The organism is Microbacterium sp. NC79, from assembly GCF_019061125.1.
GTDB lineage: Bacteria > Actinomycetota > Actinomycetes > Actinomycetales > Microbacteriaceae > Microbacterium.
Map to the genome: position 1 here is coordinate 1,224,832 of NZ_JAHQYI010000001.1, position 20,034 is coordinate 1,244,865.

At 61.8% G+C, this 20,034-nt stretch carries 20 protein-coding genes and 2 tRNA genes; 12 read left to right on the forward strand and 10 right to left on the reverse strand.

What is annotated here, in order from left to right; translation table 11 throughout:
- Window positions 1-20: 20 nt before the first annotated feature.
- From KTJ77_RS05435 to KTJ77_RS05450, 4 genes are all read right to left on the reverse strand, one after another.
- Window positions 21-96: transfer RNA gene (locus KTJ77_RS05435), tRNA-His, on the reverse strand.
- A 39-nt stretch (window positions 97-135) separates the two neighbouring features.
- Entirely contained in the window at window positions 136-759 is a 624-nt protein-coding gene (orn, locus tag KTJ77_RS05440) for an oligoribonuclease (protein ID WP_217337450.1), read from the reverse strand.
- Between the two features lie 112 nt (window positions 760-871).
- Window positions 872-944 (reverse strand) — tRNA-Arg (locus tag KTJ77_RS05445).
- A gap of 20 nt (window positions 945-964) precedes the next feature.
- The gene (locus KTJ77_RS05450) at window positions 965-1,216 is read right to left on the reverse strand and encodes a DNA mismatch repair protein (RefSeq protein WP_217337451.1); all 252 of its coding nucleotides are present in this window, start codon (window positions 1,214-1,216) and stop codon (window positions 965-967) included.
- Between the two features lie 124 nt (window positions 1,217-1,340).
- On the opposite strand from KTJ77_RS05450, the gene msrA reads away from it, so the two are divergent.
- The 5 genes from msrA (at window position 1,341) to KTJ77_RS05475 (ending at window position 5,353) form a co-directional block, all read left to right on the forward strand.
- On the forward strand, window positions 1,341-1,865 hold the full coding sequence (gene msrA / locus KTJ77_RS05455; protein WP_217337452.1) for a peptide-methionine (S)-S-oxide reductase MsrA: 525 nt from the start codon (window positions 1,341-1,343) through the stop codon (window positions 1,863-1,865).
- A gap of 146 nt (window positions 1,866-2,011) precedes the next feature.
- Window positions 2,012-2,467, forward strand: coding sequence for a single-stranded DNA-binding protein (ssb, locus tag KTJ77_RS05460; RefSeq protein ID WP_217337453.1), 456 nt, complete (start codon window positions 2,012-2,014; stop codon window positions 2,465-2,467).
- A gap of 99 nt (window positions 2,468-2,566) precedes the next feature.
- A complete protein-coding gene (locus tag KTJ77_RS05465) occupies window positions 2,567-3,091 on the forward strand; it encodes a hypothetical protein (RefSeq protein ID WP_367948839.1) in 525 nt (174 codons plus the stop codon).
- Between the two features lie 107 nt (window positions 3,092-3,198).
- Window positions 3,199-4,878, forward strand: coding sequence for an energy-dependent translational throttle protein EttA (gene ettA, locus KTJ77_RS05470; RefSeq protein ID WP_217337454.1), 1,680 nt, complete (start codon window positions 3,199-3,201; stop codon window positions 4,876-4,878).
- Complete coding sequence (locus tag KTJ77_RS05475; protein WP_217337455.1) at window positions 4,871-5,353, forward strand: thioesterase family protein; 483 nt, start codon at window positions 4,871-4,873, stop codon at window positions 5,351-5,353. Before ettA ends, KTJ77_RS05475 begins: the two co-directional genes overlap by 8 nt.
- Window positions 5,354-5,407: 54 nt before the next feature.
- Here the strand turns inward: KTJ77_RS05475 and KTJ77_RS05480 are convergent, their stop codons facing one another.
- Window positions 5,408-6,277: an acyl-CoA thioesterase II gene (locus KTJ77_RS05480; protein WP_254367616.1), complete on the reverse strand. Its 870-nt coding sequence runs from the start codon at window positions 6,275-6,277 to the stop codon at window positions 5,408-5,410.
- 98 nt (window positions 6,278-6,375) lie between these two features.
- On the opposite strand from KTJ77_RS05480, the gene KTJ77_RS05485 reads away from it, so the two are divergent.
- Window positions 6,376-7,074 carry a hypothetical protein gene (locus KTJ77_RS05485; protein ID WP_217337457.1) on the forward strand — a complete coding sequence of 233 codons (699 nt, stop codon included), beginning with the start codon at window positions 6,376-6,378 and terminating at the stop codon, window positions 7,072-7,074.
- Here KTJ77_RS05485 and KTJ77_RS05490 read toward each other — a convergent pair.
- Complete coding sequence (locus KTJ77_RS05490; RefSeq protein ID WP_217337458.1) at window positions 7,071-8,741, reverse strand: FAD-binding dehydrogenase; 1,671 nt, start codon at window positions 8,739-8,741, stop codon at window positions 7,071-7,073. The two genes, KTJ77_RS05485 and KTJ77_RS05490, sit on opposite strands and share 4 nt — an antisense overlap.
- Window positions 8,742-8,948: 207 nt before the next feature.
- Between KTJ77_RS05490 and tdh the strand changes: the two genes are divergently transcribed.
- Both tdh and KTJ77_RS05500 read left to right on the forward strand, forming a co-directional pair.
- Window positions 8,949-9,992, forward strand: coding sequence for an L-threonine 3-dehydrogenase (tdh, locus tag KTJ77_RS05495; protein WP_217337459.1), 1,044 nt, complete (start codon window positions 8,949-8,951; stop codon window positions 9,990-9,992).
- Window positions 9,993-9,994: 2 nt separating this feature from the next.
- Window positions 9,995-11,179, forward strand: coding sequence for a glycine C-acetyltransferase (locus tag KTJ77_RS05500; protein ID WP_217337460.1), 1,185 nt, complete (start codon window positions 9,995-9,997; stop codon window positions 11,177-11,179).
- Window positions 11,180-11,239: 60 nt separating this feature from the next.
- On the opposite strand, the gene KTJ77_RS05505 is transcribed toward KTJ77_RS05500, so the two are convergent.
- From KTJ77_RS05505 to pepN, 3 genes are all read right to left on the reverse strand, one after another.
- A complete protein-coding gene (locus tag KTJ77_RS05505) occupies window positions 11,240-11,701 on the reverse strand; it encodes a globin (RefSeq protein ID WP_217337461.1) in 462 nt (153 codons plus the stop codon).
- Window positions 11,698-12,861: a mechanosensitive ion channel family protein gene (locus KTJ77_RS05510; protein ID WP_217337462.1), complete on the reverse strand. Its 1,164-nt coding sequence runs from the start codon at window positions 12,859-12,861 to the stop codon at window positions 11,698-11,700. Before KTJ77_RS05510 ends, KTJ77_RS05505 begins: the two co-directional genes overlap by 4 nt.
- A 101-nt stretch (window positions 12,862-12,962) precedes the next feature.
- The gene (pepN, locus tag KTJ77_RS05515) at window positions 12,963-15,509 is read right to left on the reverse strand and encodes an aminopeptidase N (protein ID WP_217337463.1); all 2,547 of its coding nucleotides are present in this window, start codon (window positions 15,507-15,509) and stop codon (window positions 12,963-12,965) included.
- Window positions 15,510-15,676: 167 nt separating this feature from the next.
- Between pepN and KTJ77_RS05520 the strand changes: the two genes are divergently transcribed.
- Genes KTJ77_RS05520 through KTJ77_RS05535 form a run of 4 tightly spaced genes read left to right on the forward strand, consistent with a single transcriptional unit; the run spans window position 15,677 to window position 19,297 of the window.
- Window positions 15,677-16,162, forward strand: a complete 486-nt coding sequence (locus KTJ77_RS05520; protein ID WP_217337464.1) for a ribose-5-phosphate isomerase — start codon at window positions 15,677-15,679, stop codon at window positions 16,160-16,162.
- Window positions 16,162-17,163, forward strand: coding sequence for an Fpg/Nei family DNA glycosylase (locus KTJ77_RS05525; protein ID WP_217337465.1), 1,002 nt, complete (start codon window positions 16,162-16,164; stop codon window positions 17,161-17,163). The genes KTJ77_RS05520 and KTJ77_RS05525 overlap by 1 nt, the downstream gene beginning before the upstream one ends.
- Before the next feature lie 8 nt (window positions 17,164-17,171).
- A complete protein-coding gene (locus KTJ77_RS05530; RefSeq protein ID WP_217337466.1) occupies window positions 17,172-17,813 on the forward strand; it encodes an FMN-binding negative transcriptional regulator in 642 nt (213 codons plus the stop codon).
- On the forward strand, window positions 17,810-19,297 hold the full coding sequence (locus KTJ77_RS05535; protein WP_217337467.1) for an amidohydrolase: 1,488 nt from the start codon (window positions 17,810-17,812) through the stop codon (window positions 19,295-19,297). Before KTJ77_RS05530 ends, KTJ77_RS05535 begins: the two co-directional genes overlap by 4 nt.
- A 194-nt stretch (window positions 19,298-19,491) precedes the next feature.
- Here KTJ77_RS05535 and KTJ77_RS05540 read toward each other — a convergent pair whose 3' ends face one another.
- On the reverse strand, window positions 19,492-19,977 hold the full coding sequence (locus KTJ77_RS05540) for a Dps family protein (RefSeq protein ID WP_217337468.1): 486 nt from the start codon (window positions 19,975-19,977) through the stop codon (window positions 19,492-19,494).
- Window positions 19,978-20,034 lie beyond the last annotated feature (57 nt).

Here is a 20,034-nt window from a genome sequence, read left to right on the forward strand (position 1 = left end):
GTCTGACGTGCGGCATCCCTTGGGGTGAGTAACGGGGCTCGAACCCGCGACCTCCTGGACCACAACCAAGCGCTCTACCAACTGAGCTATACCCACCATGTGTTCCGAACAAGCGGAAGCAACCTGACTATTCTGTCATAGATTTTGAGTGAACTTTGCCACGACGGCTTCGGAAGCCTCGCGCGCCTCGACACTTGTCGGACCGGGGTCAGCAACGAAGACGGCGCGACGGTAATACTCAAGCTCGCGGATCGATTCCAGAATGTCAGCAAGTGCCCGGTGGCCGCCATCTTTTGCAGGAGCCTGGAAATATGCGCGCGGGTACCAGCGTCGCGAAAGCTCCTTGATGCTCGACACGTCAACATTTCGATAATGCAGAAAAGAATCGAGCTGCGGCATGTACTTTGCAAGGAACATGCGGTCAGTGCCGATGGTGTTTCCGGCGAGCGGAGCCTTCATTTCCTGGGGCACGAACTGACGGATGTAGGCCAGTGCGCGCTCTTCTGCCTCGGCAACAGAGATTCCATCCGGGATTTCTGTGATCAGCCCACTCGTGGTGTGCATGTTGGTGACGAACTCACCCATGTTCTCAAGCGCAGCATCGCTCGGTTTGATGACGAGCGAAAGACCCGGGTCGAGAATGTTGAGATCGAAGTCTGTGACGACGATCGCGATCTCGGCAAGCTCATCGATGCTCAGATCAAGACCGGTCATTTCGCAGTCGATCCATACGAGGCGGTCGTTCTCGCTTGAACTCACCCTGGCTACCTTCAATCCGTGAGGGCGGCGCTGATATGGCACCGCCGTTTATTTGGGCGGAAGCTGGTGCGCGGAGGGTCCGCAGCGCCGTCAGTCGCTTGCGCTCGCTCAGCCCCCCAGACACGATTCGAACGTGTGACCGGCGGATTAGAAGGCCGCTGCTCTATCCACTGAGCTACTGAGGGAAGTACTTCTAGACTACCGGTCATCGCGAGTGCCGCAGGCAAATGAGAGCCTCATCGGGCGACCAGAACGCGCCAATGCTTCGGAACGTCGCCGTCGGAACGTGGAATCGCATGGCGTGATATCGCACGCCGAGAGACTCAGGCAGCGCTTGGATGTTGCCGAGTACGAAGTTTCGTGTGTCCGTGACCCGCCACAGTCCGGCGCCGACGCCGCGAATGATCTCCAGGTGATGCACGGTGATTTCGAGCGGCTGAGTGATGAGTGCGTTCATGTCTTCCTCCTGATCTGGGTGCACCGGCCTGCGCTTGATTGCGACTGTACGGTGGGCCTCGGACATTGGCCCTAACAGCGCAGAATCGGCGTAGCGTTAGAGCAACACAACGGAAGGGTGTTTCGTGGAAACGTATGTTTTGGCCGGCGGTTGCTTTTGGTGTCTCGACGCGGCCTATCGCGCGCTGAACGGTATTTCGGAGGTCGTTTCCGGCTACATCGGCGGCCAGACTGTCAACCCGACCTACGAGCAGGTGTGTACGGGTGCGACGGGGCACGCGGAAGCCGTCGCGGTGACCTTTGATCCGGAAGTCATTCCTGGTTCCGTCATTCTCGATGCGTTTTTCACGATGCATGACCCGCGTCAGCTGAACCGCCAGGGCAATGACATCGGCACTCAATACCGTTCTGCAATGTTCCCGACGTCGCCGGAACAAAAGGCTGTTTTCGATGAGGCCCGCATCCGCGCTGCCGGTCTGTGGGATGGCGAGATCCAAACGACCATGGAAGAGGCCACGGAGTTTTACCGGGCAGAGGACTACCACCAGGATTTCTTCGCGAAGAATCCCACCCAGGGCTACTGCCTCGCCGTTGCGGTACCCAAGGTGAACAAGGTGCGCGCCGGGTTTAGTCAGTACATCAAGCGATAACTCTCCACAGCTGACGCCTTCGCTCGGGTTTTCCCCAGCGGAGGCGTTTGCTGTTTCCCGATGGTGCAAGCGGGGCACAGTAGCCATTGATCCGGCGCCGTTTCGGGCACGTGGGCGCCGGATCCCCACTACACAGAGGAGAAACAATGTCAGACACCATCACCGTCATCGGCAACCTCGCCGAAGACCCCATCCTGAAGAACATGGCGACAGGAATAGATGTCGTCAATCTTCGAGTCGCGAGTGCGCAACGCTGGTACGACAAAGCGAATGAGAAGTGGGTTGAGGGTGAGCCCAACTGGTTCACCGTTGCTGCGTATCGTTCGCTGGCCGTGCATGCGGCCGCGTCGCTGCACAAGGGCGACCGCGTCATCGTGCACGGAAAGCTTCGCGTGCGGCACTGGAAAGACGGAGAGCGTCGCGGGGTCAACGTCGAAGTGGACGCCGACGCGCTGGGGCCTGATCTGCGCTGGGGCCAGAGCACGTTCGTGCGTGAAACACGGCCAGAAAACGCTGAGGCATCGGCTGCACCTGATGTGCAGGCAGAAGAGTCATTTCCGGATTCCGTCCCACAGGACGAACTGGAACCGGCACCGTTCTGAGCTGCCGCGAGAGACCCATTCGCGGATATCGGGCAGAGAATCGGGCGTCGGGGGAGTCGTACCCAGCAAATCTGTGGCCTCGGGCCATAGACTCGGCGTGTGAAATCCCTGGCGCTCCGATCCCGCACGACCGTCGCCGTTGCCGTCATGGCTGCCAGCGCCTTTATGCTGACCGCGTGCACAAGCAGTACCGCTCCTGGCGACTCAACATCGGCGGCACCGACGCGCACACCCGATGTCGGAGCCCAGCATCCGGTGGTCCCTCCGGTGGTACCCACGCCTGACCCGGCTGCCGTGTTCGTGCCTGGCGGCACGGCTGAGGAGAACCTGCCCATCTTCACGAAGGTTGTTCTCGATCAGTGGGCGGCAGGTAGCGGAACCCGCAGCGCGGCATATATTGATGCGCTCGTTGCCACCGGATTCGATCTTGCCGCGATGGAAACGACGGCGAGCAAGACGACGCTCGGCAACGACGTCGAGAGCCTACAGTTCTCGGTTCTGATCCAGGGCACTTGTCTGGTCGGTCAGGTTGGCGCGTCCACGGGCGACCCGGTCGCGGTGCTGCTTCCTGAGCTGAAAGACGGCGGCTGTCTTGTGGCGGTCACGCCGCAACCCGGAACCTGACATCACGTGGTCGCGGCCACCACACGCTCAGACACCAGCCGGTAGGCTAGAGGCAGACTTCGCCTCGCATTCGAGGCACATCCCATCCCTTTTAGAACGGGAGCCTCATGGCTGAATATATCTACTCGATGGTTCGCGCACGCAAGGCGGTGGGCGAGAAGCTCATCCTGGACGACGTGACCATGTCGTTCTTGCCTGGCGCCAAGATCGGTATGGTCGGCCCGAACGGCGCCGGTAAGTCCACGATCCTCAAGATCATGGCAGGTCTTGACACTCCCTCCAACGGTGAGGCAGTTCTCACGCCTGGGTACACCGTCGGCATCCTGATGCAGGAGCCCGAGCTCGACGAGACGAAGACCGTGCTCGAGAACATCGAGGCCGGTGTCGCGATCAAGGGCAAGCTCAACCGCTTCAACGAAATCTCAGCGCAGATGGCTGACCCTGATGCCGACTTCGACGCATTGCTTGCCGAAATGGGGTCGCTCCAGGAAGAGATCGACGCTGCAGACGGTTGGGACATCGATTCCCAGCTTGAGCAGGCTATGGACGCCCTGCGCACGCCGCCGTCTGACGCTGAAATCAAGCACCTTTCCGGTGGTGAAAAGCGCCGTGTTGCACTGGCCAAGCTCCTCCTGCAGAAGCCTGACCTGCTGCTTCTTGACGAGCCCACAAACCACCTGGACGCGGAGAGCGTGCAGTGGCTCGAGCAACACCTGCAGAAGTACCCAGGCGCTGTTATCGCGATTACACACGACCGGTACTTCCTTGACCACGTCGCCGAGTGGATCGCTGAGGTCGACCGTGGTCGCCTGATCGGCTACGAAGGTAACTACTCGACCTATCTCGAGAAGAAGCGTGAGCGTCTTGAGGTTCAGGGTAAGAAGGACGCGAAGCTTGCGAAGCGCCTTTCTGAAGAACTCGACTGGGTTCGCTCGAACGCGAAGGGCCGCCAGGCAAAGTCGAAGGCACGTTTGGCTCGCTACGAAGAGATGGCGACGGAGGCTGAGCGCACCCGCAAACTCGACTTCGAAGAAATCCAGATTCCGGCTGGTCCCCGCCTCGGATCGATCGTGATCGAGGCGAAGAACCTTCAGAAGGGATTCGACGGCCGCTCGCTCATCTCGAACCTGTCGTTTAGCCTTCCGCCGAACGGCATCGTCGGCATCATTGGCCCGAACGGCGTCGGTAAGACCACCCTGTTCAAGACGATTGTCGGCCTCGAGCCGCTGGACGGCGGCGAGCTGAAGATCGGTGAAACGGTCAAGCTGAGCTACGTTGACCAGTCACGCGCCAACATCGACCCGAACAAGACGCTGTGGGAGGTCGTATCTGACGGTCTTGACATCATCACCGTCGGCAAGACCGAGATTCCGTCGCGCGCCTACGTTTCGAAGTTCGGTTTCAAGGGGCCGGACCAGCAGAAGAAGGCCGGCGTTCTCTCCGGTGGTGAACGTAACCGCCTGAACCTCGCGCTGACGCTGAAGGAGGGCGGCAACGTCCTGCTTCTTGACGAGCCGACAAACGACCTGGACGTTGAAACCCTGTCGAGCCTCGAAAACGCCCTGCTCGAGTTCCCCGGTTGTGCTGTGGTCATCACGCACGACCGTTGGTTCCTCGACCGCATCGCAACGCACATCCTTGCGTACGAAGGCACCGACGAAAACCCGGACCAGTGGTACTGGTTCGAGGGCAACTTCGACTCCTACGAACAGAACAAGGTGGAACGCCTTGGCGCTGATGCTGCCGCTCCTCACCGTTCGACGCACCGCAAGCTGACTCGTGACTGATCAGCAGCGTTTGCACATCCCCATCCATGTGCGGTGGGGCGATCTTGACGCGTACAACCACGTCAACAATGCGGCGATGCTTAAGCTCCTCGAAGAAGCACGAGTACGTGCGTTCTGGGAGCCGCTGCCCGGTGAGGACGGCCCGACAACGGCTGTCCTCACGCCGGGCATTGACACGGGCCTACTCACCCTCATCGCACGGCAGGAGATCGAGTATCTGCTGCCCGTTCCATACCAGCGTCGTCCGCTCGACGTGCAGATGTGGTTCGGCCACATCGGCGGCTCCAGCCTCGAGGTCTGCTACGAAGTGTGGTCACCCCGTGGCGATGAGAACCAGGTGATGTACGCCAAATCGACAGCCATCATTGTGCTCGTTGACGCGGGAAGCGGACGCCCGCTGCGCCTGACTGATCAGATGCGTGAGGCCTGGGAACCGTACGTCGGCGAACCGATCGCCTACAAGCACCGTCGGTAACGATAAACACGAGAGGGCACTGTCATCATGACAGTGCCCTCTCGTGTTTGTGGCCTAGTTCCAGCTGATATCCGGAGTACCATCGGGCACCCGGATCATGATTTCTTGCGCGACGCTCGCGACGAGGGCGCCATCGCGACTGTAAATGCGGCCCTGAGCGAGTCCTCGGCTATTGATCGCATTGGGGGAGTGCTGCACATACAGCAGCCACTCGTCGACGCGGGCATCACGATGCCACCACATGGCGTGGTCAAGGCTCGCAATCTTGAGTCCCTTCGTCATCCACGGAACCCCGTGTGCACGCAACACGGAATCCTGAATAGATGAATCGCTCAAGAACGCGAGGCCGGCACGGTGTAACCACGGGTCATCAGGCAGGCGCTTGCGTGTTTTCACCCAGACCGCGTTCGTCGCGGTGCGTTCGCCCGTCACCGCAATCTGAATAGGGGATGTGACATAACGCTGCTCCAGCGGCGTCGCCATGAAGAAGTCGCTCCAGCTACGGCCGAGCTGCGCGGCGATCACGTCAGCCGAGTTGGGAAGATCTTCCGGGTCCGGAATTCCCGCAGGCATCGGATCTTGGTGTTCCACTCCGCGATCTTCATCTTGGAATGAGGAGATCATGGAGAAGATCGGAACCCCCTCCTGAAACGCCTGCACGCGTCGCGTTGAAAACGAACGGCCATCGTGAATGCGATCGACCGAGAGCGTGACGTTGGAGGTGGCATCGCCTGGACGCAGAAAGTATCCGTGCATCGAGTGCACGTGTCGTGTGTCTGGCAGTGTGCGAGACGCAGCGACGATCGCCTGCGCAAGCACCTGGCCGCCGTAGATGCGGCCGTGCGGCATCGGAAGCGTCGTGCCCGTGAAGATGTCTTCTGTAGTGCGCGCTGACATATCGGTGAGGTCGAGAGCTTCGACCATCGCCGTTACCGGGTCGGTCGCGGGTGTTGTATTCGTCACGCGTCTCCTTCTGCATCGATCCCGCCCGAGGCGTGAGACCATCTTGATAGTTTAGAGGGGTGGCCCAATTTCTCTCACTCGTTGACGCAGCTTCGGCGAAGGATCTGCTCATTTTTGCGGGCCGAGCCGCGCGTGTCGGCGCCGACGGAGTGCGCATGGCAGCACGCAATGGTGTCATGACCGTTCAGACCGCAACGCTTTCTGCGCAGGGACTGCTTGATGCCACACCGACAGTTCTGGCGATGCGTGTCATGGCGGTTGACCCCGAACTTGTCTGTGACTTCGTTGTCGCACCCGACGCTCTCAGCGCAGGGGCTGCGCCAGAAGATATCGCCCTCCCCGAGAGCGCTCTGTCATTACCGTGGGCAGGAATCGCGCCACCGGCAACGGGGTGGGAGTACGTCGGCGACGTATCCCCGCTTGTCATGCGCAGGCTCGCCACCGATGGCATCGCCGACGTCGCTGACCTGGTGCCAGCCGACTCCGGCGAAGACGTCGTGCGCAAGGTTCGCGCAGCGGTGTGGGGGCCGATGAGCGACGAACTTTTCGATGCGCCCCGAGGCGTCGCCTTCACCGCCGATGCCCTCGGTTTCTTGCGCGACGACGACCCCGTCCACGTTTTCCGCGTCGAACGTTGGACCCGTTTCAGCATGTCGCGCGGCCACGTCCTCAGCCGCGGTCCCGCTCGTGTCGGACTCACTCCTGTGCGAACGACCGGTTCGGCAACGGCATCCGCCGCATCTGGGTCACTCGGTTAGCGACTCGAATCTGCTGCCGCACGGCCAGCCTGGCGTCCTGAGAATAGGCAACCACCGACAAACGTGCCCTCAAGCGCGCGATAGCCGTGCACGCCGCCGCCACCGAAGCCGCTCGCCTCGCCTGCCGCGAACAAACCGGGAATAGGGTTCCCATCCGCAGACAACGCCTGCCCATTGAGATCGGTTTCAATGCCGCCAAGCGACTTACGCGTCAAAATGTGCAGTTTCACTGCAATCATCGGGCCCGCCGCCGGATCCTGTAGGCGGTGCGGTGCCGCGGTACGAATGAGCTTGTCACCGCGGTATGCGCGTGTCGCGCGCAACATCGCAATTTGTGAGTCCTTCGTGAAGTCGTTCTCCATTTCGCGGTCGCGCGCTTCGACTTCGGCGATCACGCGCGCCGGGTCAAGCGCCTCGCCGCCAGGCAGAGCTTGCATGCCCGCAACGAGACGCTCCAGCGTCGGCTCCACGACGAAATCCGCGCCCTGATCCATGAACGCCTGCACGGGACCGGTCGCGCCCTTTGCGAGGCGCGACTTGAGCAACAGACTGATGTCTTTTCCGGTGAGATCCGGGTTTTGCTCCGACCCGCTGAGTGCGAACTCTTTCTCGATGATGGACTGCGACAACACAAACCAGCTGTGATCGTGACCCGTGGTGCGCAGGTGCGCGAGGGTTCCGAGGGTGTCAAAGCCAGGGTAGAGCGGAACAGGCAACCGGCGACCGGTGGCATCCAGCCAGAGCGATGAGGGTCCAGGCAGGATGCGAATGCCGTGCGACGGCCACACCGGATTCCAATTCTGGATGCCTTCGACGTAGTGCCACATGCGGTCGGAGTTGATGAGGTGCGCGCCGACATCGGCTGAGACACCGTGCATGGAACCATCAACGTAGGCGGGGACGCCGGTGATCATGTGCTCGGGGGCGGTACCGAGACGTGCGGGCCAGTTGCGGCGCACGAGGTCGTGATTGCCGCCGATCCCGCCAGAAGCGATGACAGTTGCGCGTGCCTCGATTTCGAACTGCCCGACGACATCACGGTTTGTCGCCATACCGCGTTCGGCATCGGAGGCCAACAACACATCGCCGCGTGCACCTGTCACAGCACCGTTGGTGGTGACGAGTTCGGTGACCTTGTGGCGGGGGAGGACGGTCACGAGCCCATCCTGTTCCGCATCCTGCACGGCAGCCTCAAACGGTGCGACGATCCCTGGCCCTGTTCCCCAGGTGATGTGAAAGCGCGGTACCGAGTTGCCTGGCCCGAGCGCGCCGTAACCGCCCCGTTCCGCCCAGCCCACCACAGGGAAGAAGCCGACCCCGAGAGACTTCAACCACGAGCGTTTCTCACCGGCAGCGAACTGGAGGTATGCCTCCGCCCACGCCCGCGGCCACTGGTCTTCTGCGCGGTCAAAACCCGCGGTTCCGAACCAGTCCTGCCTGGCAAGTTCCAGGCTGTCCTTAATCCCCATACGGCGCTGTTCAGGTGAATCGACGAAGAAGAGTCCGCCGAAAGACCACCAGGCTTGACCACCGAGGTTGGTGAGCGGCTCCTGATCGATGATCGTCACACGGCGTCGCTGCAAAAGTGCTTCGCGAGCTGCGACGAGACCGGACAGGCCCCAACCAACAATCAGGACGTCGGTTTCGTGGATGCGTGCGTCGGGCACGGCGCCTCCTCTTTGAGTCGATCCGTCTATCACGGGTGCTGGTGTTGACGTTATCGTGCCGTTGTCACCATGTCACCACGCGACGCGCAGATCTCGTGACGGTTGCACCGGACGCAACACGGTGTGCAGGAATAGGATTGTGGGTGGTGCCGGGCCTACCGGCCATGAGTGCACCGTGTCCCGTTAAACTCTCAAAAAGAGGTGGCAATGAAGGCCCTTCGCAAAACCGCGCCTGGCGCAGGTTTCGAACTTCTCGACATTCCTGACCCTGAAGTGGGTCCGGCCGACGTCAAGATCCGGGTGCTTCGCACCGGAATCTGCGGCACTGACCTGCACATTCTGAAGTGGGATGAGTGGGCGGCTGATAACATCGCTGCGCCGCTTACTGCCGGCCATGAGTTTGCGGGCGAAGTGGTCGAAATCGGCCCTCTTGTCCACGACATTCAGGTCGGTGATCTGGTCTCAGGTGAGGGACACATCGTGTGCGGAATGTGCCGCAATTGCCGTGCGGGCCGTGCACACATGTGTATTCGTACGAAGGGCGTCGGACTCCACCGCGATGGCGCTTTCGCCGAGTACATCGTCATCCCAGGCAAGAACGTCTGGGTTCACCGCACCGACATCGACCCAAATATTGCCGCGATTTTCGACCCGCTCGGCAACGCGGTACACACCGCACTCAAGTTCGGTGTGGTCGGTGAAGACGTGCTTGTCACGGGGTGTGGCCCCATTGGGTTGATGTCGATCGCCGTTGCCCGCCATGTTGGTGCCCGCTTCATTACTGCGACCGACGTCTCGCCCGCGCGGCTTGAGATGGCGCTGGCGATGGGTGCTGACGCGGCAGTCAATGTCGCCAACGACCGCGTGAAAGACACGCAGAAGTCGCTCGGTATGCGCGAAGGCTTCGACGTCGGCTTCGAAATGTCTGGCTCGCCCGCCGCACTGCAAGAAATGATCGACAACATGAACCACGGCGGCCGCATTTCGATGCTGGGTCTGCCGTCATCGCCTTTTCCCATTGACTGGGGCAAGGTTGTCACGCACATGCTGACGCTGCAGGGTATCTACGGTCGAGAAATGTTCGAGACCTGGAACTCTATGAGCGCGATGCTGCAGACCAGCGAGGTGCTGCGCGAACGCATCGCCTCCATCATCACCGAGCAGTTCCCGGCCTCCGAGTGGCAGGCAGGTTTTGACGCCGCAGCCTCGGGCGGCGTTGGCAAGGTCATCCTCGACTGGACGGAAATCTAAACATGTACACGACAGTTCGCGACCAGTTCCGTGCCGAGCTCGATGAGATCGACGCGGCTGGCCTCACCAAGCACGAGCGGGGTATCCGCGGCCCGCAGGGCGCCACGGTCGACGTCAATGGTTCCGCCATTCTCAACTTCTGTGCCAACAATTATCTCGGCCTCGCCAACGACCCGCGCATTGTCGCAGCCGCACGTACGGGCCTCGATGAGTGGGGCTACGGCCTCGCCAGCGTGCGCTTCATTTGCGGCACGCAGGAACAGCATTTGGCCCTCGAAGCGAAGCTCAGTTCGTTCCTCGGCTACGACGACACCATCCTGTTTTCGTCGTGCTTCGACGCGAACGGTGGCGTGTTCGAGTCGCTGTTTGGTGCAGAAGACGCCATCATCTCCGACGAGTTGAACCACGCGTCGATTATTGACGGCATCCGGCTGTCGAAGGCCCAGCGCTTCCGCTACAAGAACCGCGACATGGCTGACCTTGAGGCGCAGCTGCAGCAAGCCTCGTCTGCCCGCCGCACCATCATCGTCACCGACGGTGTGTTCTCGATGGACGGCTACATTGCGCCGCTCGCTGACATTTGCGACCTCGCAGACAAGTACGGCGCACTCGTGTTCGTCGACGACTCGCACGCCGTGGGATTCGTCGGAGCCAATGGTCGCGGCACGCCGGAGTACTGCGGTGTTGAGGGTCGTATCGACATCACGACCGGAACCTTCGGTAAGGCACTCGGCGGAGCATCAGGCGGTTATGTATCGGCTCGCCAGGAGATCGTTGACCTGCTGCGTCAGAAGGCACGCCCATACCTGTTCTCCAACACTCTCGCTCCTGCGATTGTTGCCGGAACCATGACGGCGCTGGATCTGCTCGCCGAGTCTGGCGAACTGCGCGAGACGCTCGTGCACAACTCCGAACGGTTCCGCACGGCGATGACTGACGCTGGCTTTGACCTGCTTCCTGGTGAGCACGCGATTGTTCCGGTCATGTTTGGCGACGCTGTCGTTACGGCGAAGATTGCCGCGGCTCTGCAGGAGCGTGGCGTGTACGTCACAGCGTTCAGCTTCCCCGTGGTTCCGCGTGGTGCCGCACGTATCCGTGTGCAGCTGTCGGCAGCGCACACCGACGATGAAATCGACCGCTGCGTTGCTGCGTTCGTCGCAGCGCGCGATGAGGTTCTCGGCGCTTAGAGTGCAAAAAATATCCCCCGAACGCGTCCGACGCGTCCGGGGGATATTTATTTGGCTGGTTCAGCCGTTTGACACGAGCCCGCCGAGCGAGCCGGTCTCACGGATTCCGGCATTCGGCCCGATCTGCGCGGGCGGGGTGTCTTCAAACGTGTTGACCATCGCGTGTGCGGCGCGGGAGAAGTAGTCCCACATCATTTCGTCGTGCATGGGGGAGAGCTGCACCTCATCCATTGCCGCGCGCATGTGCTTCAGCCAGCGGTCGCGGGCATCGGGGTTCACATGGAACGGGATGTGACGCATGCGCAGGCGCGGGTGGCCACGCGTCTCGCTGTACGTTGAGGGGCCGCCCCAGTACTGCTCGAGAAACATGCGCAGACGGTCTGTCGCTGGCCCGAGGTCTTCCTCCGGGTACATCGGCTTCAGCACCTCGTCACCCGCAATACCGCGATAGAACGCGTCAACGAGCCGCTGAAAAACGTCGTGACCGCCGACCTGATCGTAGAAGCTGGTGTCGTCGGTCATGATGTTCCATCCTGCGGGGGATCTTGGCGCTCGGCGGGAGGCGAAGAAGGGCGTTCTGGTTTCGCCTTAGGGCCGGCTGTCGGGTTGGGTTTGGTGATCGGCTGCTGCGGCGTCGCGTCTGCGGCCTTCTGCTTCTTGCGGGCGCGCCAGGTGGGGCGAGCGGAACCAGCGTGCGGTATCGGGGTAGGACGCGTCTTGGGCGGATTCGCGCCACGCACCCGGTGTGCGCCATCCGCGCCTTCAAGGAGCACAGCATCAAGAGCAGGCATGGAAACGTCCATGTCTGCCATGGCCGTCTGGAGCCGCCGCAGCAACTCCTGAGCGACGTCATCGCGTGCAGCCGCGCGTGTCCGGATCACAAGACGAAGCACTTGCGATTCGGCACCGACCGATTCCAGCCCCCATGTCTCTGGGCGCTCCAGGATGCGGGAGCGCCACTTCGGATCCTTCATCAGATCTGTGGCAACTTCGAGCATGCGGGACTCAACAGCATCGACGTCGGCATCAAGGCCGATTGCGAGGTCAACGACAACGCGAGCCCAGCCCATCGACATATTGCCGATCCGAAGAATTTCACCGTTACGCACGTACCAGAGGGTTCCGTTCACATCGCGTACGTGGGTGACACGCACGCTGACGTGCTCAACGACGCCGGTAGCGAGCCCGAGGTCGACGACGTCGCCGATACCGAGTTGGTCGCCTGCGACGATAAAGATGCCGTTGAGGACGTCACGGACGATATTCTGTGCGCCAAAACCGAGGCCAGCGCCGACGGCTGCGGTGAGGAGCGTGAGCGACCCCAGAATGTCTGGGTTGACGGCCTGCACGATAAGCACAAGGGCAACGACGAAAATCGTGACGTTGACGATCCCGTGCAAGATGGTGCCGAGCGTACGGGTGCGCTGCACGACACGCATTGCGACGACGGGGGAGCGATCCAATGCCTGAGTGTCGTCAACATTGGCCTTTGTTTTTGCTCCCACCACAATGTGGCGTACGACGCGACGAATCACGAACTTCAGGAGCCAGGCGGCAACGAGACAGCTGACGATGATGATGGCGATGGCAATCGCATCTGCGCCCGCTTCGACGAACCACGCGCCAATCTTTCCCCACACATCGGTCGGTTCCGGCGCGGGGTCTGCGAAGGGGCGGATCATGGACACATTCTATCCAGCGCGGCTTTGATGCGCCTGGAAGCGGGGGAGCCAGAAATGACGAAGGGGCCAGCCACATGGCCCGCCCCTTCGCACATGAGGTGTTACTCGGCGTCGCGCTCCTGCACGGCGAGCGCCCGCTCGACACCAGCGAGGTTCTCCTGGACGAGACGGCGCAGGGCCGGAGCCGCTGACGCGTTCTCCTTCAGCCAGTTGCGCGTCGCCGTCAACAGCTCTTCGTTTGCGAGAGCCGACGGGTACAGGCCCGTGATCAGGTAGTTCGCGATCTGGTACGTGCGTGACTCCCAAATCGGGAGCAGGCTCTCGAAGTACGCGGGGATGAACGCGACAAGGTCCTCACGCGTCGTCGGGTTGTTGAATCCGACGGCCGCTGCCCGAACGATCGTGTTCGGCAGGTCGGCGTTGGCGACAAGCGAGTCCCATGCGGTCTGCTTGGCCACGTGACCGGGGAGGGACGCCTTCGCCTGGGCAGCGAACTCGCCACCCTTGGCGGTGTTGTCGGCTGCCAGCGCCTCGTCAATCACGGCGGCATCGACGGCGCCGCCGGAAGCGAGCGCGACGAGCAACGCCCACGACAGGTCGGTGTCGATCTCGAGACCTTCGAAAGCGATCTCGCCCGCACGGATCTGCGCAACGCGAGCGAACTGTTCCGGTGTCGCGGCAGCCGATGCCGTCGCCTGGACAAACTGCAGCTGATTGTCAGAACCGGCTGCGGCTTCCTGCGCGAGGGCAAACAGTCCGTCGCCGACGCGGGCGCGCGTGGCGTCGCGGTCTTCCGGCGTGACGTAGCTGTTTGCCGTCAGAAGGAGCTGCTGCAACGTGGTGCGAATCGTCGTCGACTCGGTCTCGCGACCGATGTTCTTCAGCACGAGGTCGATGTAGTCGCTTGCCGCGGATTCGGCGTCGCGGGTCATGTCCCACGCCGCGCCCCAGACAAGCGAGCGGGCCAGCGGGTCACGAATCTCGCCGAGGTGGTCGATCGCCGTCTTCAGCGAGCGCTCGTCCAGGCGAATCTTCGCGTAGGCGAGGTCATTGTCGTTCAGCAACACGAGGTCAGGCTGCGCCAGTCCCTTGAGCTCTTCCACCTCGGTGCGGTCGCCGTCAACGTCGAGCTCGGCGTAGTGCACGCGCTCGAGGCCGTTCGTCGTCAGATCGTAGAATCCGACGCCCAGACGGTGCGGGCGAATCGTCGGGTAGTCAGCAGGAGCGGTCTGCGTAATCGCAAAGCGGGTGATGGTTCCGGTGCTGTTGGTCTCAATCAGCGGCGTCAATGTGTTGACGCCAGCCGTCTCCAGCCACTTCTTCGCCCATGTGCCCAGCTCGCGACCGCTCGTGGCCTCAAGCTCAGTCAGGAGGTCGGGCAACTCGGTGTTGGAGTACTCGTGCTTCTTGAAGTAGGCGGCAACACCGGCGAAGAACGCTTCAATACCGACCCAGGCAGCGAGCTGCTTGAGTACGGAACCACCCTTGGCGTAGGTGATGCCATCAAAGTTGACCTGAACATCTTCCAGGTCGTTGATGTCGGCGACAATCGGGTGCGTCGACGGCAGCTGGTCCTGACGGTACGCCCACGTCTTTTCCATCGCGTTGAACGTGGTCCACGCTTCGGTCCACTCGGTGGCCTCAGCGGTGGCGATCGTCGATGCCCACTCGGCAAACGATTCGTTCAACCACAGGTCGTTCCACCACTTCATGGTGACCAGGTCGCCGAACCACATGTGTGCGAGCTCGTGCAGGATCGTGACGACGCGACGCTCCTTGATGGCGTCGGTGACCTTGGAACGGAACACGTACGTTTCGGTGAACGTCACGGCGCCGATGTTCTCCATCGCGCCAGCGTTGTACTCCGGAACGAAAAGCTGGTCGTACTTTGCGAACGGGTACGGGTAGTCGAACTTCTCCTCGAAGTATGCGAATCCCTCGCGCGTCTTGTCGAAAATGTAGTCGGCGTCCATGAACGGCCACAGCGACTTACGGGCGTACACGCCGAGCGGAATGACGCGACCAGCCGCGTTCGTGAGCTCGGAGTGCGTCGACTCGTACGGTCCAGCGATCAGCGCGGTGATGTACGACGACATCTTCGGCGTCGGCTCGAAAGTCCACGTTGCGACGCCATCGCCTGCGGGAACGGGCTCGGGAGTGGGGGAGTTGGAGATGACCTTCCACGCAGCAGGGGCGGTCACGGTGAACGTGAACACGGCCTTGAGGTCGGGCTGCTCGAAGACGGCGAAGACGCGGCGGGAGTCCGGAACCTCGAACTGCGAGTAGAGGTACACCTCGTTGTCGACGGGGTCAACGAAGCGGTGCAGACCCTCACCCGTGTTGGTGTACAGGCAGTCAGCGACGATGCGAAGCTCGTTGTCTGCGGCCAGGTTGTCGAGGGCGATCCGTGAATCTGCGAACGCGGTGGCCGGGTCAATCGATGCACCGTTCAGGGTGATCTCCAGCACATCGCGTGCGATCAGGTCGATGAAGGTCGAGGCGCCTTCTGTCGCGGTGAAACGAACGACGCTCGTGGAGCGGAAGACCTCGGCTCCTGTCGTCAGATCCAGCGCAATGTCGTACGACTGGGTGTCGACGACCGCGCGGCGCTCCTGTGCTTCGATCCGTGTGAGGTTCTCTCCAGGCACTGAATGGCTCCCGTGGTTTGGATGATGGGGGAACGAGTCATTTCTGCTCGCAGCACCGACGCTGCTGGCGGCGGCACCAAAAAGTCAGCCTACGCCAGCGTCGCGTTTCGTGCGGGAAAGACGGGCGGAAGGCTTCGAGACGTGGGCAGAATGAATAGACTTGACCAATGCGCATTCACATCGCCACCGATCACGCCGGTCTCGACTTTTCTACCCAGTTGCAGGAGCACCTGCGCAGCCTCGGTCACGACGTGATCGATCACGGTCCGATCGAGTATGACGCCGTCGATGACTACCCCGCGTTCTGCATTCGTGCTGCCCAGGGCGTCGTAGCCGACCAGCAGGCTGGCGTTGAGGCGCTCGGTGTCGTCTTCGGTGGTTCCGGCAACGGAGAGCAGATCGCCGCCAACAAGGTGGAAGGCATTCGTGCGGCGCTGGTGTGGAACCTTTCCACGGCAGAACTGGCGCGCGAACACAACAACGCAAACGTCATCTCCATCGGCGCCCGCCAGCACTCGTTTGACGAGGTCGTGTCGTTCATTGAGCTCTTCATTAACACGCCGTTCCCTGGCGACGAGCGCCACGTGCGCCGTATTGCGCAGATCGCAGACTTCGAGCGCGACGGCTCACTTCTTCCTGACCCGCGCGCGTAATGCCCGAGGGCCATTCCGTTCACCGCATCGCGCGGCAGATCGAACGCAACTTCGTCGGAAGCACCGTCACGGCTTCCAGCCCACAGGGGCGCTTTCATGAAGGCGCCATGGTGCTCAATGGGCGCGAAGTGCGGGCAGCCAAAGCGGTAGGCAAGCAGATGTTTGTCGAGTTCGACGATGCGATCTGGTTGCGCGTCCACCTCGGCCTTTACGGTGCGTGGGATTTTGCCGGCGAGATTCTGATGGACGCCACCATCGCGTCAGCAAATGGTCGCATGGGTCAGACCAATCAGCGCGGCACCGATATCGACAGCACGATCTTCGACGACGCAGGCGAGAACTCTCTGGCCTCGATCGGCGCACCCCGCAAGACGCGGGTCAATGTGCGCATGAGCGAGCAAACGAAGGGGCTTGGTGACGACGAGCTGGCTGAATGGCCGCCCCCGATCGTTGGCACGGTTCGCCTGCGGTTGCTCACCGAGAGCGTCTGTGCCGATCTGCGCGGCCCGACGGCGTGTGAAATTCAGACACCCGATGAGGTCGCGGCGTCGATCGCGAAGCTTGGGCCCGACCCGCTGGTGGGAGACACCGGTGAGGGCGAAGAGCGTTTTGTGGCCGCCGTCAAGCGGCGCAATGTCGCCATTGGTCAGCTACTGATGGACCAGAGCATTGTCAGTGGCATCGGCAATGTGTACCGTGCAGAGATGCTGTTTCGCGCGGCGCTTAACCCGCACACGCCTGGCAAAGCCGTGCGCGAAGACACGCTACGCGCCATGTGGCGCGACTGGGTCAATTTGCTCAGCATCGGCGTTGAAACCGGCCAGATGATGACGATGGACGATTTAGACCCGGAGGCGTATCGTCGAGCGATGGCCCACCGTGATGACCGGCACTGGGTCTATCACCGCGCGGGGTTGCCTTGTCGCGAATGCGGAACGGAAATCGTGTTGGAAGAGATGCAGGCCCGCAAGCTTTACTGGTGCCCGCGCTGCCAGGCCTGAGGAGAGCCATGCGTCAAAACCCGAGCTTTGCGATGGCTGACATCGCCGAAATGCGCCGCATCATCGCGCGCAACCCCTGGGCGACGCTGGTGAGCGCAACCGACGATGGCGTCGTGGCTTCTCACTACGCCGTGCTCCTGGATGACGAGCGAGATAACCTCACTGTCGTCGGACACGTCGGCAAGCCCGATGACTTCATTCATGGTCTCGGTGAGCGCGAACTGACCATCATCTTTCAAGGGCCGCACGGATATATCACGCCACGGTGGTACGGCGAGGTGGCAGCTGTTCCAACCTGGAACTACGTCGCAGTACACCTCACCGGTGTGCCAGAGCTGCTGACCACGGAGGAGAACCTGGTCGTGCTCGACAAGCTCGTCACCCATTTCGAGAGCGCGGAACCGGACCCCCGCCTGATGTGGGAAGCGCCGAACGACGCCGGCTTCGTGACCCGGATGGAGCGCGGAACCATGGGCTTTCGATTGACGCCGACGAAGATTGTCGCGAAGCGCAAGCTGAGCCAAAACAAACCAGATGAAGCCGTCGACACCATCATTGCTGAGCTTTCTGGTTCCGGCGCCTACGCCAATCGCCCGCTCGCTGCCGAAATGAAGCGCGCACACGACGCCATTCGAGAGGCACGCGCATGATCGCTTTGGGAACGCACCCCGTCGCCGTGCGCAACGTTCGTATCGCCGGTCCCACCCGTCAGTATGTCCCATTTGATGATGTCTGCGATGTGGTTATCAACGGCGGAAAGATTGTGGACTTCGCCCCCGTTGGCGCACTGAAGCACCATGGGCCGGTATGGGATGCCGAGGGATCCTGGGTGATGCCTGGCTTGTGGGATCACCACATTCACTCCACGCCGACTGCGTTAGCGGCCATGCGTACCGATGTTATGTCGGCCATGACGGCCGGTGAGGCAGCCGCCATCATGAGTAAGGTCGTCCCGGCAGCGGATGGGCGCCGCATCGGCGTGCGGATGCGTGACGGATTGTGGCACGACCGGCCCACCTTGGCGGTTCTGGACGAGGCGAGTGGGCACGTTCCGACGTACATCGTCAATATGGACCTGCATAGCGTCTGGATGAACTCCGCTGCTTTCCTGCGCGAAGGAATGATCGCCACGGAAAGCGGTCTGGTGCGCGAAGATGTCGCTTTTGACGTCAGTCGTCGGCTTGGTGAGCTCGACGCTGATGTGCTTGACGCCGCCGTTTCTGAGGTCGCTGATCGTGCCGCTTCGCGCGGTGTTGTCGGAATGATCGACTACGACTTCGGGTGGAACCTGGCGCCGTGGGTGCGCCGAGCGGCAGACGGATTCGACGCCGTACGCGTGCAGTTTGGCGTGTACCCGCAAGATCTCGCGCGTGCGATCGCGCATGGTATCGCGACGGGTGATGCCATTGACGAACTCGGACTCATCACCGTCGGGTCGCTCAAAGCGATCTCCGATGGTTCCCTTGGTACCCGCACGGCAGCGTGTTCGCACCCGTATCCAGACGAGACATCCGGCCACATGGCGATCACGCCAGCGGATCTTGTTGAGCTGATGATGATTGCGACCGGGAGCGGGTTCGCGTGTGCAATTCACGCGATTGGCGACGTGGCGAACTCGCACGCGCTTGACGCTTTCATGACGACAGGCGCGTGGGGCTCCATCGAACACGCGCAATTGGTGTCACGGGTCGACCTACCCCGCTTTGCTCGCGCAGGTGTCTCCGCGAGCGTCCAGCCAACGCATGCCGTTGATGATCGCGATCTCGCTGATCGTGAGTGGGCAGGGCAGCCGAGTGCCGCCTACCCGTTGCGATCCCTGCACGATGCCGGCGCCAACCTGCTTTTTGGTTCCGATTCTCCGGTCGCGCCGCTGGATCCGTGGCTGGCGATGGCGAATGCCGTGGACCGTACGGCCGACGAGCGTGAGCCCTGGCTGGAATATGAGCGTCTCGATGTTGCGACGGCGGTGGCAGCGTCAGTCGGCGGGTCACAGCACGAACCGCTGATGGAGATTGGCGCAGACGCTGACCTGGTGTTTTGTGCCCAGGATCCGTACGCTGCCAGTGGCAAGGAGCTACGCAGCATGGTCGTGAATGCGACCCTGCTCGGAGGTCGGTTTACGCACCTCGGCTAGCGCGCCACACCACCCCGCTCACCCTCATTACCCGCCTCCCTGGTTCCGCCCCCGCGCGACCGGGCGAAACACATTTTGGTCGGCGAGAAACATGCGGCGCGTTTGTGTTTCGCCGACCAAATTGAGTTTCGCGAGGTGGGGGTATGCGAAAGCGGGCGCCTCCTGGAGGAAGCGCCCGCTTTCGATGCGTCAGATTAGGCTGCGACGTGTGCCGTGAGGAACCAGCGGTCCTTTTCGAGGCCGCGGCGAATCTCGATCGCAACGTCCTGGCTGGTCAGGTCGACCTCGTCGAGGCCATCGATGGCTTCCTGGGTCTGAGCCAGAATCACATCGATGTCCGCGACAACAGCGTGGATCATGTCGACGGAGTTGGCGAACGCGGCAGGAACAGCCGTCTCGCCCGCTTCGGCAGCGACGACGCTGGCGCGAGCGTCGACCGGGAGGCCAAGCGACACGATGCGCTCAGCGGCGGTGTCAGCCCACTCCATGGCGTGAGCAACGACCGTGTCAAGCAGTTCGTGAACGCCGACAAAGTTCGCGCCACGGACGTGCCAGTGCGCTTGCTTGCCGTTCAGTACGAGCGCCTGCAGGCTGTGCACGAGCGGCGTGAGGAACTGTGCGGAACCTGCGGCAACCGTCGGGTCGCTGGCGGTCGTTGCGATGGTCTTCGACGTGGTCATGAGGTCCTCCTCGGAGCGGTTGGTCTGTGTAACAACATCTAAATTACTCTTCTCATT

Coding starts and splice junctions, on each gene's coding strand:
- KTJ77_RS05480 (WP_254367616.1), bottom strand. CDS start 6,277: ATGGTCGAAGCTCTCGACCTCACCGATATGTCAGCGCGCACTACAGAA.
- KTJ77_RS05520 (WP_217337464.1), top strand. CDS start 15,677: ATGCGCATTCACATCGCCACCGATCACGCCGGTCTCGACTTTTCTACC.
- KTJ77_RS05535 (WP_217337467.1), top strand. CDS start 17,810: ATGATCGCTTTGGGAACGCACCCCGTCGCCGTGCGCAACGTTCGTATC.
- KTJ77_RS05525 (WP_217337465.1), top strand. CDS start 16,162: ATGCCCGAGGGCCATTCCGTTCACCGCATCGCGCGGCAGATCGAACGC.
- KTJ77_RS05500 (WP_217337460.1), top strand. CDS start 9,995: ATGTACACGACAGTTCGCGACCAGTTCCGTGCCGAGCTCGATGAGATC.
- tdh (WP_217337459.1), top strand. CDS start 8,949: ATGAAGGCCCTTCGCAAAACCGCGCCTGGCGCAGGTTTCGAACTTCTC.
- KTJ77_RS05505 (WP_217337461.1), bottom strand. CDS start 11,701: ATGACCGACGACACCAGCTTCTACGATCAGGTCGGCGGTCACGACGTT.
- KTJ77_RS05530 (WP_217337466.1), top strand. CDS start 17,172: ATGCGTCAAAACCCGAGCTTTGCGATGGCTGACATCGCCGAAATGCGC.
- ssb (WP_217337453.1), top strand. CDS start 2,012: ATGTCAGACACCATCACCGTCATCGGCAACCTCGCCGAAGACCCCATC.
- KTJ77_RS05540 (WP_217337468.1), bottom strand. CDS start 19,977: ATGACCACGTCGAAGACCATCGCAACGACCGCCAGCGACCCGACGGTT.
- KTJ77_RS05510 (WP_217337462.1), bottom strand. CDS start 12,861: ATGATCCGCCCCTTCGCAGACCCCGCGCCGGAACCGACCGATGTGTGG.
- KTJ77_RS05450 (WP_217337451.1), bottom strand. CDS start 1,216: ATGAACGCACTCATCACTCAGCCGCTCGAAATCACCGTGCATCACCTG.
- ettA (WP_217337454.1), top strand. CDS start 3,199: ATGGCTGAATATATCTACTCGATGGTTCGCGCACGCAAGGCGGTGGGC.